A 16,655-nucleotide genomic window follows, 5' to 3' on the forward strand; every position below is an offset into this window, starting at 1 on the left:
CTCCCACCTTTACCGGGCCGCTTTCGTCGTGCCGGGATCAGCCGCAGTCGCCGATCTTCTTCTTCTCCTTGATGATGGCGCCGGTGTCGAAGTTGAAGGTCACCATCGCGTTGTCACCCCAGTCGCCGACCTTGCTGCAGTCGACCTCGGCCGGGCCGTACCCGGGGGTGTTCTCGACGACCTTGTTGCCGGTGACCACCGGGAACGAACCACCGGTCAGGCGCATGCTGTAGCCGCCGCCGGCCAGCAGGTTGTCCTCGACGGTGCCGCCCGCGTTGCCCTGGTCCGGGATGAAGATCGGCGCGGTCGGGCAGTCGTCGAGCCGCTGGTCGATCGTGTTGTGCACGATGTTCACGGTCGGGCCGCCGTAGCTCTGGATGCCGTCGCCGTGCGGGTCACCGGTCTGGCAGAGGCCCGGCGGGATCGCCAGCTGGGCGAACGAGTCCTTGATGGTGACCGTGCCGGAGCCGGTGACGCCCTCGGCGCCGACCCGCCAGCCCTCCATCCGGTTGACCACCTTGCAGCGCAGGCAGGTGTAGTTGGCCACGCCGAACGCGTACTGGCTGTTGTCGGAGAACTCCTGGCCGGGCGGGTTGACCACCTCGGTGTCGGCGATCAGCAGGCCGCCGTAGACCTTGTCGGAGATGTAGTTGTCGATCGTGCCGTAGACCCGGGTGCGGCGGATCTGCACGTTCGCGGCCTTCACCGCGATGCTGCCGGTGACCAGGTAGTCCGAGATGACCGTGCCGGACTTGGTGATGGTCAGGTCGCCGACGGTGGTCTTCGGCTTCCAGCCGGACGGTACGCCGGTGCAGGCCTTCGTCGGGTACTTCGGCAGGCCGCAGCGGCCGCCGGAGCCGGCGCTGGTGGTGCTCTTCTTCGTGGTGGCCTTGGGCGTCGCCGAGCTGGCCGGCGCCGACACCGAGGCCGAGGGGGACAGCGGCACTGACGCGGACGCCGACGGGAGCACCGACGCGGACGCTCCGGCGCCCAGCGGCTGCTGCGCCGAGGGGGCCAGTGCCGCGGTGTCCCGCGCGTCGAGGCTGGTGGGCGTGCCCTTGTCGCCGAAGTAGGAATTCACCGCGAATCCGGCGGACCCCAGAACGACAATCGCGAGCAGCAGATAACCGCCGACGACGCGGCGAGATGGATTTTCGCCGAATAAATTGCGACGGTGCTTCATGCGGTAAGACTCCTCATAAATCCGGCTCCGCCGTATGCGCGCGCGGTACGTTGCCGACCGCATCGCACAATATACGTACGTCAAGAGCCTGTGGGCCCTCGGCCGAAAGAGCTGAAAGCGACATCTCGCGAGGTACTCGGCGATTCACGGCGATCGTCGTGTCGGCTGTCACACCGGTTCAATCCGCGTCTGACGCCTATCCGCCACTTGGATGCCGGCCGTTCCGCGACGCGGGATATCGTCGCCTGGCGGGAACCGGCGGAGTGGGGGAAGTCGGTGCGGTCATTGTCAAGCGTCTGTTCGCACGGGACCGGCGCACCGGACGGCCCGAGCGGGTGGCGGTCCGGACCGGCGTGGGTCGGAGCCTGTGGCAATATTCGGTCCGGTGGCGGCAGCCCGCGCCGGCGGGGCGCTAAGGTCAGCCCGGGCCGGGGACATCACCCGCAGCGGCGCGCGTGCAGACGTCGGTTTTCCGGTCCGGTAACCAGGGAAAAATCAGGGGAGTTCTCGTTGACCGTCCACATCGGCTTCATTCGTCGGGAAGCCTGATGGCCGCGAAGTTGGCCCCGATCACCGCGGCCGAGATCCCCGCAGTCGCCCGCTTCCTGCACGAGCACCTCAACTCCCGCGTCCCGGCGCAGGCCTGGGAACGTGCCGTCCAGGTGCCGTGGAAGGTCTCCGCGCCGAACCACGGCTTCCTGCTGCGCGACGACGACGGCCGGGTGGTCGGCGCATACCTGGCGTTCTACTCCGAGCGCACCGTCGGCGGCCAGGTGCGCAAGTTCTGCAACCTCGGCGCCTGGTGCGTGCTGCCGGAGCAGCGGTTCCACAGCCTCAAGCTGCTCAAGGCGCTGCTCGGCCAGCCGGGGTACGAGTTCACCGACCTCTCGCCGAGCGGCACCGTGGTGCCGATGAACACCCGGCTCGGCTTCACGTTCCTGGACACCGCCACCTCGGTCACACCGAACCTGCCCTGGCCGGCGCTGCCGCTGGGCGCGCGGGTGAGCGCCGATCCGGCCGTGCTGGAGAACACCCTGACCGGCGCGGACCTGCAGATCTACCGGGACCACGCGGGCACCGCCGCGGCGCGGCACGTGGTGCTCACCCGCGGCGGGAGGTACTGCTACGTGGTCTTCCGCACCGACCGGCGCAAGGGCCTGCCGTTCTTCGCGTCGATCCTGCACGTCAGCGACCCGGAGCTGTTCCGCGCGATGCTGCGCCGCTTCCAGAGCCACCTGCTGCTGCGGCACGGGATCCCGGCGATGCTGGCCGAGCCGCGCGTGATCGGGCACCGACCACCGCTGTCCCGGATGCTGGCCGCCCCGCGCCGCAAGATGTTCCGCAGCGCCGACCTCCAGGACCGCGACATCGACTATCTCTACAGCGAGCTGACCTGCCTGAGCTGGTGACACCGGCCGCGCTGTTTCCACCCTCACCAGAAAAGGTATGCCCGAAATGCGCATGCAACTGCACGGCCTGCTGGCCGACGCGGCCGGCCGCTCAGGCGACGCCCCGGCGCTGACCTTCCGCGACGACACCCGGACCTACGCACAGCTGTGGGACGACGTGCGGGCCGCCGGCGCCGGCCTGCACGGGCTCGGCCTGGCCCGCGGCGAGCGCGTCGCGGTCTACCTGGACAAGCGGATCGAGACGGTCACCGCGATCTTCGGCGCCTCGGCGGCCGGTGGCGTGTTCGTGCCGGTCAACCCGATCCTGCGGGCCAAGCAGGTCGGCTACATCCTGGCCGACTGCGACGTACGGGTCCTGGTCACCAGCGCCGACCGCCTTGAGACGCTGCGCGAGGAACTCGACCGGATCCCGTCGCTGCGCTCGGTGGTGCTGGTCGGCGGGGCCACGGCCGAGGCGCCGGCGAGCGGCGCGTACACCGTGACCGCCTGGGAGGACCTGGCCACCGGCGAGCTGCCGGCCAGCCCGGCGATCGACGTCGACATGGCGGCGATCCTCTACACCTCCGGCAGCACCGGCAAGCCCAAGGGCGTGGTGCTCTCGCACCGCAACGTGCTGGTCGGCGCGGAGAGCGTCAGCTCGTACCTGCGGATGACCGCGGACGACGTGATCCTCTCGGTGCTGCCGCTCAGCTTCGATGCCGGGTTCAGCCAGCTCACCACGACGTTCGCGGTCGGCGCGCACGTGGTGCTGACCAACTACCTGCTGCCTCGCGACGTGGTGCGGCTCTGCGCCAAACACCAGGTGACCGGCCTGACCTGTGTGCCGCCGCTGTGGATCCAGCTGGTCGAGCAGAGCTGGACGGCGGAGTCCGGCGGGCAGCTGCGGTTCTTCGCCAACACCGGCGGCCGGATGCCGAAGACCACCCTGGACAGCCTGCGGGCGATCTTCCCGGCCGCGAAGCCGTTCCTGATGTACGGCCTCACCGAGGCGTTCCGCTCCACCTACCTCGACCCGGCCGAGGTCGACCGCCGCCCCGACTCGATCGGCAAGGCGATCCCGAACGCCGAGATCCTGGTGCTGCGCCCGGACGGCACCGAGTGCGACCCGGGTGAGGAGGGCGAGCTGGTGCACCGCGGCGCCCTGGTCGCGATGGGCTACTGGAACGACCCGGCGCGCACCGCGGAGCGCTTCAAGCCGCTGCCCGGTGTCGCCGGTGGCGCGCTGCTCACCGAGCTGGCGGTCTTCTCCGGCGACTCGGTCAAGCGCGACGAGGAGGGCTTCCTCTACTTCGTCGGCCGCGCCGACGAGATGATCAAGACGTCCGGGTACCGGGTCAGCCCGACCGAGGTGGAAGAGGTCGCGTACGGCACCGGCCTGATCCGCGACGCGGTCGCCCTGGGCGTGCCCGACCCGCAGCTCGGCCAGCGGATCGTGCTGATCGTCAGCCCGGCCGGCGCCGACGAGCTGGACCCGGCCGCGGTCAAGGCGCTGCTGAAGAAGGAGCTCCCGCTCTACATGCTGCCGAAGGACGTCATCGTGCGCCCGGAACTGCCCCGGTCGCCGAACGGCAAGTTCGACCGCAACCTGCTACGTCAGGAGCTGAACGCGTGACCCAGCACCCCTCCGCCGCCGCCTTCGCGCAGATCGACGGCCAGCTCGCCGTCGGTGGCGTACCGGTCGGCCGGCTCGCCGAGCGGATCGGCAGCACGCCGTTCTTCGCCTACGACCGGGCGCTGATCACCGAGCGGGTCGCTCTGCTGCGCGCCACCCTGCCGGCCGCGCTGCAGCTCAAGTACGCCATCAAGGCCAACCCGATGCCCGCCGTGGTGCAGCAGCTCAGCGGCCTGGTCGACGCGCTCGACGTGGCCTCGGCGCTGGAGATGCGGGTCGCGCTGGACACCCCGATGCCGGCGAGCAAGGTGAGCTTCGCCGGGCCCGGCAAGACCGACGCCGAGCTGCGCCAGGCGGTCGCCGCCGGCGTCACCGTCGAGCTGGAGTCGGCGAACGAGGCCGCCCGGCTGGCGCGCGCCGGTGAGTCGCTGGGCATCCGCCCCCGCGTCGCCGTACGCGTCAACCCGGACTTCGCGGTCAAGGGCTCCGGCATGCGGATGGGCGGTGGCCCCCAGCAGTTCGGCGTCGACGCGGAGCTGGTGCCGGGACTGTTGAAGGACCTGGCCGGCACCGACCTCGAGGTGCTGGGCTTCCACGTGTTCGCCGGGTCGCAGAACCTGCGCGCGGACATCATCTGCGAGGCTCAACGTCGTACCGTGGAACTGCTCTTGCGTCTTGCCGAAGACGCGCCGGAAGCGGTCCGCTATCTGAACCTCGGCGGGGGTTTCGGTATCCCCTACACCGACCGTGACGTGCCGCTGGACCTGGCCGCGATCGGCGCGAACCTGGACACGCTGATCAGCGACGAGATCGCGCCCCGGCTGCCGGACGCGCAGGTGGTGATCGAACTCGGTCGTTACCTGGTCGGCGAGGCCGGCGTCTACGTGACCCGGGTCGTCGACCGCAAGGTGTCGCGCGGCAAGACCTACCTGGTCGTCGACGGCGGCATGCACCACCAGCTCGCCGCGTCCGGCAACTTCGGCCAGGTGATCCGGCGCAACTACCCGATCGCGGTGGCCAACCGGGTCGCCGCCGAGCCGGTCGAGCCGGTCACCGTGGTCGGCTCGCTGTGCACCCCGCTGGACCTGCTCGGCGACAACGTGACGCTGCCCGAGGCGTCGGTCGGCGACCTCATCGTGATCTACCAGGCCGGCGCGTACGGCCTGACCGCCAGCCCCACCGCATTCCTCAGCCACCCGGCGCCCGCCGAGGTGCTCCTGTGAACCACCCCACCGCCTCCGGAGGCAAGAGCATGGAACTGACCGGTACGACGATCGAGGACACCAAGGCCGTGCTGGTCTCCGTGCTGGGCATCGAGGACCGCGCCGCGAGCATCGGCGCCGGCACCGAGCTGCTGGGCAGCCTGCCCGAGCTGGACTCGATGGCCGTGCTCGAGCTGGTCGCCGCGCTCGAGGAGAAGTTCGGCATCACCATCGACGACGACGACGTGACCGCCGACGCCTTCGAGACCCTCGGCACCCTCGCCGCGCTGGTCGACGAGAAGCAGTCCTGATCCTCCATGAGCGTGCGTACCGCCCCTCGTCCGTTGACCACCCGGCCCACGGTCTCGGTGGTGATCCCCTGTTACAACTACGGTCACTTCCTGCCGCAGTGCGTCGCGAGCGTGCAGTCCCAGGGTGACCAGGTCGACCTCGAGATCATCATCGTCGACGACAAGTCACCGGACGGCAGCGTCGAGGTGGCCTACAAGCTCGCCGCCGACGACAGCCGGATCCGGGTGATCGCGAACGAGGTCAACAAGCGGCACATCGCGACGTACAACACCGGTCTGGACGCCGCGACCGGTGACTACGTGGTGCTGCTCTCCGCCGACGACCTGCTGGCGCCGGGCGCGCTGGGCCGGGCCTGTGCCCTGCTCGAGGCGCACCCGGAGGTCGGTTTCGTCTACGGCTTCTGCCCGGACTTCAACGAGCAGCCGCCGCCGCCGAAGACCGACGTACGGTCCTGGTCGGTGTGGTCCGGCGAGGAGTGGCTGGCCGAGCTGACCCGCCGCGGCCACAACGTGGTGATGTGCCCCGAGGTCGTCATGCGCACCTCGGTCTACCGCGAGCTCGGCGGGTACGAGGCCCGGCTGCCGGCCACCGCCGATTTCTACCTGTGGATGGCCGCGGCCACCCGCGGGTCGGTCGGCCGGGTCAACGGCACCGACCAGGCGTACTACCGCGTGCACGGCAACAACATGCACATCGAGCAGTACGCCGGCGTCTACACCGACATGGCCGGGCGTCGTCAGGCGTTCGACGTGCTCTTCGCCGACCACCGCGATCACCTGCCCGACCCGGACCGGCTGGAGCCGGCCGTGCGGCGGGTGCTGGCCAAGGACGCGCTGGTGCTGGCGTGCCGGGCGTACGACCGGGGTGACGAGAAGATGTTCGCCCAGGCCAAGGAGTTCATGGACTTCGCCGCCGAGACGGACAGCTCGGTCAAGGACACCGCGCTGTGGCGGGCCACCGCCAAGCGCATCGACCGGCACAAGAACGGCCGGGGTCGCGCGCCGCTGCACCACGTGGCCGCGGTCCTCGACGACCTGCAGGGCAAGGTGCGCTGGCGCCGGTGGCGCCGGTACGGCCTGTGAGCGCCGAGACCGCCACCGGCTCCACCACCGGTGGCCTCGGCAAGATGCTGGCGAAGGCGGCGTTCTGGAGCGCCGCCAACACCGCGCTGCTGCGCCTCGGCCAGCTCGCGATCAGCATCGTCATCGCCCGGCTGGTCGCGCCGGACGAGTTCGGCGTGTTCGTGGTGGCGCTCACCGTCTACCAGATCGTGATCAGCTTCAGCGAGTTCGGGGTCAGCACCGCGCTGGTCCGGGAGATCGACAACGCGGATCGGATCGGGCCCACGGTGGCCACCATCGCGATCGTCAGCAGCAGTGCGCTGGCGGTCCTGATGTTCCTCAGCGCGCCCTGGATCTCCAGTGCGCTGGGCGCTCCGGCGGCGGCCGACGCGGTGCGGGTGCTGGCCATCCCGCTGCTGCTGGCCGGCCCGACCGCGGTGCCGGCCGCGCTGATGGCCCGGGACTTCCAGCAGGGCCGCAAGATGATCACCGACGTGAGCAGCTTCGTGGTCGCCAACGGCCTGCTGCTGATCCTGGCGATCAACGGTGGCGGCGTGATGGCGCTGGCCTGGTCGCGGGTCGCCGGTCAGGTCGCCTCGGCGGTGCTGATCTTCATCGTCTCGACCAAGAACTACCGGCCCGGGTTCGACAAGCGGGAGGCCAAGCGCCTGCTGCGCTTCGGCATGCCGCTGGCCGGCGCGAACATCGCCGGCTTCACCCTGGCCAACGTCGACTTCATGGTGATCGGCCGGATCGCCGGCGCCACCCAGCTGGGCTATTACAACCTGGCGTTCACGGTGTCGAGCTGGCCGCCGAACGTGTTCACGGTGATCCTCTACAGCGTCACGCTCCCGGCGCTGGCCCGGGTCAAGGGCGGCATCACCGAGATCACCCGGCACGTGTCGGCCGCGCTGTCGGCACTGTGCGCGGCGTCGTTCCCGGTCACCACGGCCTGCGTGGTGCTCGCGCACCCGCTGGTCACGCTGGTCTACGGGGACCGGTGGGCGCCGGCCGCGACCATCCTCGGCGTACTGGCGATCTTCGGCTCGATCCGCGTGATCATCTCGCTCTTCTCCGACGTGCTGGTCGCGCTGGAGAAGACGAACCGGCTGTTCCACCTGCAACTGGTGTGGCTGGCCGTGCTCACCCCCGTGATGATCCTCGGCGTGATGTGGGGTGACGGCATCGGCGCCGGCGTGGCCCAGGTCGCGGTGTCGCTGCTGGTGGTCACCCCGATCTATCTGGTGGTGCTGGTCCGGTCGGCCGGGCTGCCGCTGGAGCCGCTGGTCCGTCCGGTCGTGCTGCCGCTGCTCGCGGCGATCGCGTCCGGGGTGGCCGCGCACTTCGCCGCCGAGACGGTGGACAGCGCCCTGGCCAAGCTGGTCGTCGGGCTGCTCGCGCTGCTCGCGGTGTACCTGCTGGTGCTCGGCCGCTGGCTGCTGCGTCTGGTCAAGGAGCTCAAGGCGCTCTACGGCCGCCAGCCCCTGTCCGAGGCCGACACGCAGGTGATCGCGCTGAGCGAATTGAAGAAAGAAGAGGAACTGCTGTGAGCCGGCTGACCGAACGCGCCCGGGTCGCCACGCCCGAGCCCACGCCCGCCCGGGGCGCGCTGATCTCGGTGGTCATCCCGACCTACAACTACGGCCACTTCCTGCCGCAGAGCGTCGGCAGCGTGCTCGCCCAGCAGGGTGTCGAGACCGAGGTGATCGTGGTCGACGACTTCTCGACCGACGACACCGCCGAGGTGGCCGCGAAGATGGCCGCCGCCGACCCCCGGGTCAAGCTGGTCCGCAACTCGACCAACCACGGCCCGTGCGTCGCGTTCAACGACGGCCTGGCCGTGGCGACCGGCGAGTTCGTGGTGCGGCTCGACGCCGACGACCTGATCACCACCGGCTCGTTCCAGCGCGCGGTGGCCCTGTTCGACAGGTTCCCCGAGGTCGGCCTGGTCTACGGCCACCCGCTGCACTTCGAGTCCGAGACGCCGCCGGAACCCCGCACGGACGTCGAGTCGTGGTCGATCTGGTCCGGCGAGGACTGGATCGCCGAACGCTGCCGGCTCGGCGTCAACTGCATCACCACCCCGGAAGCCATCGTGCGGGCCAGCGTCTATGCCGAGATGGGCCCGTGGGACACCCGGATGCGCTACGCCTGCGACATGGAGGCCTGGATGCGGGCCGCCGCAGTCGCCGACGTCGGCCGGATCAACGGCCCCGACCAGGCCCTGCACCGCGAACACAGCGCCAGCCTGAGCGTCAACGCCGGCTCCGGCCGCCTGCTCGACCTGCGCGAACGCCGCGTCGCCTTCGACGTCCTCTTCGAGGGCCCGGGCGGCCGGCTGCCCCGCGGCGCCGAACTGCACGAGACCGCCCGCCGCTCCCTCGCCGTCGAAGCCCTGGACGCGGCCTGCCACGCCTTCGACCGCGGCCTGACCGGCGACGAGCCGATCGACGAGTACATCGCGTTCGCCCTGGAGACCTACCCCCGCGCCAAGGAACTCCCGCACTGGCGCGGCCTGCTCCGCCGCCAGCGCATCGGCGCCAAGGCCTCGCCGTACGTCCCGCTCTTCTTCGCCAACGCGGTCCGCTGGCGAGTCCGCAACGACATCAACCGCCGCCGCTGGGAACGCAAGGGCGTTTAAACCCCATATGGTACGACCGTGGAGCGCCCGCCGCAGGCTACAAGCCACGCTCCAGCCCGGTCCCGCGCCACACCGCAGCCACCCCAGACCGCAGCGCGCCCCCAGACCCCGGCCGGCGCCCAGGGGTGTCTCAGCGCCGCTGAGACACCCCTGAGGCCCAGCCGACTGCAGGGAGGCGCGCTGGGGTCGGGAGTGGGGGCGGTGTCGCGCGGGCCTCACGGGCGGGACTTGGCTCGTAGCCTGCGGGCGGGCGCTCCGTAGTCGTACCAAATGGGGGTTATCCGCGGACGACCGCGGGGGACCAGGCGTCCTGGACCAGCAGCTGGGGTTGGCCGGAGCCGTCGGCCGGGACCTGCCAGACGTCGCTGGAGGCGGAGCCGGCGCCCTCGCGGGGCAAGCCGTAGACGACCGTCTTGTCGTCGAGCCACTCGGCCTGGTCGTCGATGCTGCGGGTTTCGGCGAGTTCGGTGACCGTGCCGGTGCGGAGATCGTAAACGGACAGGCGCCACTTGCCGGCCGGGAGGTCGCCGTGTTTCTTGAAGGCGATCCGGGTGCCGTCGGGGGAGAGCGACGGGCATTCGACGTCGCCGTGCACCGAGGTGACCGTCCGGGCTTTGAGGCTGCCCTTGACCAGCCAGGTCTTGCCGCCGGAGGACGCGGTGGCATAGAACGCGTCGTCGTCGGCGAACGTGACGCCCCACAGGTTCTTGTCCGAGGCGGTGATCACCTTGCCGTCGGCGCGGAGCGTGAACTTCTCGATGTCGCCGACCACCTTGCCGTCGGTACGGGTCACGATGGTGCGGGTGGAGAACTGGCCGGGGTTGGCGTAGGAGTCGCCGAAGACGAACGTGGTGGTGGCGATCAGCGAGCCGTCGCGGGAGAGCCGGGCGCGGCTGGGCAGCCCGGTCAGCGGCAGGTCGCGGACCGGCTTCCAGGACGTGTCGAGCAGCTGGGACTTGTACGTGGTGACCAGCCCCCGGTTCGCCGCCAGGCAGATGGTGTCGGCGCCGGTGGCGTAGACCCGCTCGCAGGCCACGCCGGTGAACGCCCGCGGGCCACCCGCCGCGGTCAGCGGGACCACCGCGATCTGGCCGTAGCCGTCACCGAGCGCGGTGCTGCGGAACACCAGGTGCGGCTGGGCGCGCAGCGCGGACAGGTCGCCGCCGGCCGCGACGGCGGGCGCCTCGGCGACCGTGCGGGCCTGGTCCTGGTGGGACTTCCAGACGTACCCGGCGGCGCCGGTCGCACTGAGCACCAGGATCACGCCGAGCGCGATGCCGCGCTGCTTGACGTTCATCAGGCCACCTGGGCCCGGTCGATGCCACGCAGCAGCCAGCCCGCGGCCGGCACCGCGAGGGCCAGCAGCGCGCCGAAGACCAGCAGCGACTGGCTGGGGCCCCGCAGGCTCCAGTAGACGCCGAACAGCAGCGACGACGCGAACCGGGCCAGCGCCACCACGGTCTGCGCGGCGGCGATCCCGCTGCCCCGGGTCTCCTCGGACACCAGGCGGCTGATCAGGGCCGGCAGCACGCCGTCGGTGGCCGCGTAGAAGACGCCGAGCAGCATCAGGGTGGTCAGGGTCAGGCCGAGCCCGCCGGCCGGCAGCGCGGCGAGCAGGTAGCTCAGCAGCAGCGCGCCGTGCCCGGCCACGAGGACCTTGGCCCGGCCGACCCGGTCGGCGAGCCGGCCCAGCGGCACGGCCAGGGCGAGGTAGGCGACGTTGGTGCCGACGTAGAGCAGCGGGAAGTAGGTGGCGGCGAAGTCGTCGCGCTCCTGCAGGGCCAGGTAGAGGAAACCGTCGCCGACGGTCAGCAGGCCGAGCACCGCCGCGGCGATCAGCGGTTTGCGCAGCTTGCGGCCGCCGACCTCACGCAACACCACGCGGAACCCGACGCGCGCCTTCGCCGCGGCGGTCCGCAGATTCGGTACGAACAGCACGAGTACGGCGACACCGACGACGGCGAACGCGAACGACACCACGAAGATCGAATCGTAGTCGCCGGGGACCGCGGCCAGCAGGGCGAACGCGACGAGCGGCCCGATCGCGGCGCCGATGGTGTCCAGCGTGCGGTGCACGCCGAACGCCCGGCCGAGCATCTTCGGGTCGGTGGACTCGGCGATCAGAGCGTCCCGCGGCGCGGTGCGCAGGCCCTTGCCGAGCCGGTCGCCGGTGACCACCGCGGTGATCGCGGCGAACCCGGCCGCGGGCAGCAGCGCGATCCGGCTGAGCGCGGAGGCGCCGTAACCGAGCACCGCGACCCACTTGGGCTGGCCGTGCCGGTCGGCCGCGTACCCGCCGGCCAGCCGGACCAGCGCGCTGACGCCCTGGTACATGCCGTCCAGGAAGCCGTAGGCGACCGGGCTGAGCCCGACCACGGCGGTCAGGTAGAGCGGCAGGATCGACGAGACGCTCTCCGACGAGATGTCGGTGAGCATGCTGACCACGCCGAGCAGGATGACGGTCGAGGAGACCCGCCGGACGGCGCTGCCGGACTCCGGTTCCTTGTCAGAGCCGGGTCGATCCCGCAGCGAGACGTACATGTGTGGTGTTCCTGCCTTTCGCGCGTGCCCCCGGACACGCTACCGATGCGTGGCCGGGGGCACGTGGTCCGTTCCGCCTTACCTTTTAGCCGCCCGGGGTGAACAAGACGTCCACCCAGTAGTTGCCGTTCGCGGCACTGGCCGGGAAGCCGCCGCCGTACTGGTAGAGGCCGCCACCGGCGACCGACTTCAGCGGCGGGTTGGCGATCTCGGCGGACAGGCCGTTCGCGGTCACCGCGTAGTTGCCCTTGGGGGCGTAGTACGAGACCACGTACTGGGTGCCCGCCGTGATCGACACCGGGTGGGTGAACCGCAGCGTCTGCCAGCCGGAGGCCGTCTCGTCGGCGAACGTGCCGGTGGCCAGCGGCGTGGTGCCGCCGGTGGCCGCCCAGAGGCTGCCGGTGTGCTCACCGGTGTTGCCGGCGCCCTTGAAGAACCGCACGCCGGTGACCTTGCCGTCGACGGTGGAGACGAACTTCATCCCCAGTTCGATGGCGTTCGGGTCGTCCCAGCTGGTGTTGGCCGGGATCGACGTGTCCCCGAGGACCGTCTTGTCCGTGGTTGAGCTCGCGCTCGCCGACGGGCTGGCGGTGGCGCTCGTGCTCGCGCTCGGTGAAGCGCTCGCTGACGGCGACGGTGCCATGGTCGTCGGTGCCGTGGTGGGCGCGGTCGTCGTCGCCGGGGCGCTGGTGGTGGGTGTGGTGGCCGGGGCGGCGGGCGTGGTGCTCGCGGTCCCGGCGGTGAACAGCACGTCCACCCAGTAGTTCCCGGCCGCCGCGTTGCCCGGGAAGCCCCCGCCGTACTGGTACCGGCCACCGTTGGCGACCGACTTCAGCGGAGCGTTCGTCAACGCCGTGGCCAGCCCGTTCGGCGTCACCGCGTAGTGCCCGTTCGGCGCCAGGTAGGAGACCACGTACGGGGTGTTGGCGTTGATCGACACCGGCTGGTCGAAGACCAGGGTCTGCCAGCCGGATGCGCTCTCGGTGCCGAACGTCCCACTGGCCAGCGCCGCGCCGCCACCGGCCGGCCAGAGGCTGCCGGTGTGCGTGCCGGTGTTGCCGCTGCCCTTGTAGAAGCGCACACCCTTGACCTGACCGGCCACGTCCGAGGTGAACGTCATGCCGAGCTCGACCTTGTTCGGGTCGTCCCAGGCGGCGTTCACCGGGGTCGCGGTGTCGCCGAGCAGGGTGGTGACGTCACCGCTCGGCGGCGTCGACGTGGACGGGCTCGGGGTCGGGTCGGTGGGCGTGGTGCCACCACCGGCGGCCACGAAGAGCGGGTCCACCCAGTAGTTGGTGCTCTTGTACGAGCCGCTCGGGAACGTGTCCGAGCCGTACGCGTAGACCCCGTTGTCCCCGGCCGGCCCGGTCAGCGGCGCGTTCACGTGATCGCTGCTGAAGTACTGGCTGGTGACCGCGTAGTCGCCGAACGGCGCGTAGTACGAGGCGACGTACGTGGTCCCGGCCGTGACCGGCACCGGGGTGGCGAAGTACACGTACTGCCAGCCGGTCGCGGTCTCGTCGGCGAACGTGGCCGTGGCGATCGGCGCGCCACCGGTGGCCAGGTACAGGCTGCCGGTGTGCGTGCCGGTGTTGCCCGGTCCCTTGTAGAACCGGACACCGACCACCGAGCCGTTGGCCGACGCGGAGAACTTCACCCCGAGGCTGACCGGCTGTGCGTCGTCGGTGGCCACCGTGGCCGGGGCGTCGCCGTTGGCGAACAGGGTGCTCACCGTGCCCGAACCGGGGCTGGTGGTGAACTTCCAGGCGCGTGCCGAGGTCATCTTGATGCCGGTGGTGTCGGTCGCGGTCACCGAGACGGTGATCTCCTGGCCGGCCGGCAGCGTGGCCGTCGGCGTGAACGTCGCCTTCTTGGCGGCCGCGTCGTAGCTGACCGCGCCGGCGATCGTGGTGGTGCCGTTCTTGACGGTGAACTTCACCTTGTCCGGGTCGACCGTCTTGCTGAAGGTGGCCGTGATCAGCGAGGAGGTCGCCACGTACTCGGCGTCGGCCTGCGGCGAGATCTCGGTGACCGTGGCCGGGTTGGCCGCGCCCTCGTCGAAGAGCACGTCGACGTAGTAGTTGGTGGCGTTGTAGGTCCTCGTCGGGAAGTGACCGACGGTGCCGAAGACGCCGTTGCCCTCCGCCTCGTGGCTGCCCGGCGCGACGAGCGGCAGCGCGGTGTGCCCGCGGTAGATGAACGCCCAGGACTCGCCGGCGTAGTTGCCGTTCGGCGCGCTGTAGGAGGCCACGTACGTGGTGTCGGCGTCCACCGGCACCGGGTCGTCGAAGAGCAGCGTCTGCCAGCCGGACGCGGTCTCGTCCTCGAACGTGCCGGTGGCGATCTGCGTGCCGCCGGCGGTCCACAGACTGCCCTTGTGCGTGCCGGTGTTGCCGGCGCCCTTGTAGAAGCGGACACCCCGGATCCGGCCGTCGGCCTTCGGGATGACCTTCACGCCGACCTCGACCGGGTCGTTGTCGCCGCTGGACGGGTGTTCCGGCGTGACGTTGCCGAACAGCGTGGTGGAGCCGGTCAGCGCGATGGTCCGGTCGGCGACCGCACCGATGTTGGCGGTGTCGTCGGTGGCACGCACCTTGACGGTCGCCGTGCCACTGCCGACCACGACCCCCTTGTACGACCAGCTCGTGGTGCCGGTCGCCGGGTGCCAGGTGCCGCCGTTGTCGAGGGAGACCTCGACGCCGCCGACCACGCCGCCGCCGTTGTCGGCCGCGGTGCCCTTCACGGTGATCACGGCGCCGTTGTCCACCGACGTGTCGGCGTCCGGCGTGGTGATGGTGGTGGTCGGGCCGACCGTGTCGGTCGACTTGGCGGCCGCGGACAGCCCGCTCATCAGGGTGGCCGGCTGCGCGTCCATGTCGGCCAGCAGGTTGACGGTGGCCTGCTGCAGGCGCTTGTCGACCGGCTCGATGGCCCATTCACTGTCGTGCTCGGTGTCCAGCGCCCAGGCGTACTGGATGGTGCCGGCGCCGAAGACCAGCGCGCCGCTGGACGCCCGGTACAGCGTCATGTGGTGCTCGGTGGTGCCCGCCGCAACCTGGTAGCCGAAATCCTGCAGGTACTGCGGGGTCTCGCCGATAGTGGTGGACAACCGGATGAGGCCGGCCGGGCGGAAGCCGTTGTCGAGGTCCTCGTCGGACTCGTACCCGACGGTGTGCGGGGCCAGGGTCAGGGTGTCGCCGTCGCCCTGGGTCGCGGCCTGGGTGTTGTTCCAGAACCGGTTCTTGCCCTGCGCGGCCGGGACGGCCAGGGCCAGGTCGTCGTGGTTCGCCATGAAGATCGTGCCGGTCAGCGCGTTCTCCGGCTGGGCGCCACCGGTGGCCGGCGGAGTGAATCGCGGGTCCCGGTACGTGCCGGTCCACTGACCGGTCGGGTCGGTCTGCGAGTCGTCCCAGGTCTCCTTGTAACAGACCAGGGTGCGGTAGTCGGTGTTGCTGCCGTCCTGGCTGGGCTCCCAGCGGGTCCGCCAGTAGACCTCGTTGCCGCTGAAGAACGCGAGGTTGGTGCCGGCGTCCCGGGCCGCCTCGACGTTGGCGCGCTGCGGGCCGGACCAGTACTCGTCGTGGCCGACGGAGAGGAACGTCTTGTGGTTCTTCAGCAGGCTGCCACGACGGTCGGAGTCCACGTCGGTGGTGTAGGTCAGGTCGTACCCGTTCTTCTCCAGGAAGCGGATCATCGGGTACTCGTTGCTGAACAGGAAGTCGCGGCCGCTCTCGTGCGACCGGGTCGCGAACGGGCGGTTGTAGCTCAGCTTGCGCGCGCGGCCGTTCGGGCCGTCGTTGTAGAAGTTCGCGTCGCCGTACAGGTTGTAGGCCTGCCAGGTGGCGTCCGAGGTCTTGAAGATGACGTCGGAGTGGCTGGCGTCGTTGCGCACCACGAACGTGACGTGGCTGGCGCCGCCGGTGTCGGTTCGCTTGAGCAGGGCGAAGTAGACGCCGGAGACCGCGCTCGACGGGACCGCCCAGTTGGCCGAGACGCCCCAGGTGCCGCAGTCGTAGATCAGCGTGGTCTCGTTGCTGATGCAGTTGACGTCCTGGTTCTGCGCCGGGAACGTGCCGTCCAGTGACTGGATCTTCCGGGCGCCGGCGTTGTCGTAGTAGCCGAGCCGGTAGATGTCGATCGTGTACGCGTGCTCGGCGCGGATCTTGAAGTTGATCGTCTCGCCGACGTTCACGCTCATGTCGGTGGCGAAGCCCTGCACCGTCGAGTCACCGGACTTGTAGATGTCCCACTCGCTGGCCGGGCTGCCCGGCAGGCCGTTCTCACAGACGATCGAGTTGGGCTGGCAGCTGGCCACCGCGGCGGACGAGTGGTACAGCGATCCGACGAGGACCGCGGCGAGCAAGGTGGCGACGGAGGCGAGGACCTGCCCGGTCCGGATCGTGCGATTGCGGAAGGTGATCCTGGGCAGGGCCGGGAAAGCTCGTCGATCGCGGCCTGGTGGCGTTTCCATCTGGTGCAGCAGCCTCTCCGCCAAGAGTGATGTGCCCGGGGTACAGGGCAGCGAGATCATCTTCGACTTTGACGGCGACGGTAACGAAACGGGCCCGTCCTGTCCATCGGCTGGAAAAGGCTGTGGATCACCGACCGACGGAGGCGATTTCATCATTTCGGCCAGTCGGCCATCACCCCATTGCGCAGGGCAAACATGCAGCGACGCTGTGCAGTCGGAAATG

At 70.4% G+C, this 16,655-nt stretch carries 11 protein-coding genes; 7 read left to right on the forward strand and 4 right to left on the reverse strand.

Annotation, left to right across the window (positions count from 1 at the left end; translation table 11 throughout):
* Positions 1–37 precede the first annotated feature (37 nt).
* Positions 38–1,081, reverse strand: a complete 1,044-nt coding sequence (locus ADL15_RS08185) for a hypothetical protein (RefSeq protein WP_067686490.1) — start codon at positions 1,079–1,081, stop codon at positions 38–40.
* Between the two features lie 650 nt (positions 1,082–1,731).
* Between ADL15_RS08185 and ADL15_RS08190 the strand changes: the two genes are divergently transcribed.
* The 7 genes from ADL15_RS08190 to ADL15_RS08220 are packed head-to-tail and all read left to right on the forward strand — an operon-like array spanning position 1,732 to position 9,420.
* Entirely contained in the window at positions 1,732–2,592 is an 861-nt protein-coding gene (locus tag ADL15_RS08190) for a hypothetical protein (RefSeq protein ID WP_083971004.1), read from the forward strand.
* Between the two features lie 46 nt (positions 2,593–2,638).
* A complete protein-coding gene (locus tag ADL15_RS08195) occupies positions 2,639–4,204 on the forward strand; it encodes an acyl-CoA ligase (AMP-forming), exosortase A system-associated (RefSeq protein WP_067686493.1) in 1,566 nt (521 codons plus the stop codon).
* On the forward strand, positions 4,201–5,427 hold the full coding sequence (locus tag ADL15_RS08200; protein WP_067686496.1) for a pyridoxal-dependent decarboxylase, exosortase A system-associated: 1,227 nt from the start codon (positions 4,201–4,203) through the stop codon (positions 5,425–5,427). The genes ADL15_RS08195 and ADL15_RS08200 overlap by 4 nt, the downstream gene beginning before the upstream one ends.
* Positions 5,424–5,717 (forward strand): acyl carrier protein, encoded by a 294-nt coding sequence (locus tag ADL15_RS08205; protein WP_198170631.1) that lies wholly within the window; start codon positions 5,424–5,426, stop codon positions 5,715–5,717. The genes ADL15_RS08200 and ADL15_RS08205 overlap by 4 nt, the downstream gene beginning before the upstream one ends.
* A gap of 6 nt (positions 5,718–5,723) precedes the next feature.
* Positions 5,724–6,800, forward strand: a complete 1,077-nt coding sequence (locus ADL15_RS08210; protein ID WP_067686499.1) for a glycosyltransferase family 2 protein — start codon at positions 5,724–5,726, stop codon at positions 6,798–6,800.
* A complete protein-coding gene (locus ADL15_RS08215) occupies positions 6,797–8,329 on the forward strand; it encodes a lipopolysaccharide biosynthesis protein (protein WP_157441236.1) in 1,533 nt (510 codons plus the stop codon). Before ADL15_RS08210 ends, ADL15_RS08215 begins: the two co-directional genes overlap by 4 nt.
* Positions 8,326–9,420: a glycosyltransferase family 2 protein gene (locus tag ADL15_RS08220; protein WP_083971005.1), complete on the forward strand. Its 1,095-nt coding sequence runs from the start codon at positions 8,326–8,328 to the stop codon at positions 9,418–9,420. The genes ADL15_RS08215 and ADL15_RS08220 overlap by 4 nt, the downstream gene beginning before the upstream one ends.
* A 277-nt stretch (positions 9,421–9,697) precedes the next feature.
* Here ADL15_RS08220 and ADL15_RS08225 read toward each other — a convergent pair whose 3' ends face one another.
* The 3 genes from ADL15_RS08225 to ADL15_RS08235 all read right to left on the reverse strand — a co-directional run bounded on the left by ADL15_RS08225 (position 9,698) and on the right by ADL15_RS08235 (position 16,432).
* A complete protein-coding gene (locus ADL15_RS08225) occupies positions 9,698–10,717 on the reverse strand; it encodes a TolB family protein (protein WP_067686507.1) in 1,020 nt (339 codons plus the stop codon).
* Positions 10,717–11,961 (reverse strand): MFS transporter, encoded by a 1,245-nt coding sequence (locus tag ADL15_RS08230; RefSeq protein ID WP_083971006.1) that lies wholly within the window; start codon positions 11,959–11,961, stop codon positions 10,717–10,719. The genes ADL15_RS08225 and ADL15_RS08230 overlap by 1 nt, the downstream gene beginning before the upstream one ends.
* 85 nt (positions 11,962–12,046) lie before the next feature.
* Entirely contained in the window at positions 12,047–16,432 is a 4,386-nt protein-coding gene (locus tag ADL15_RS08235; protein ID WP_157441237.1) for a DUF4082 domain-containing protein, read from the reverse strand.
* Positions 16,433–16,655: the final 223 nt, after the last annotated feature.

The organism is Actinoplanes awajinensis subsp. mycoplanecinus (assembly GCF_001509495.1).
Lineage (GTDB): Bacteria > Actinomycetota > Actinomycetes > Mycobacteriales > Micromonosporaceae > Actinoplanes > Actinoplanes palleronii.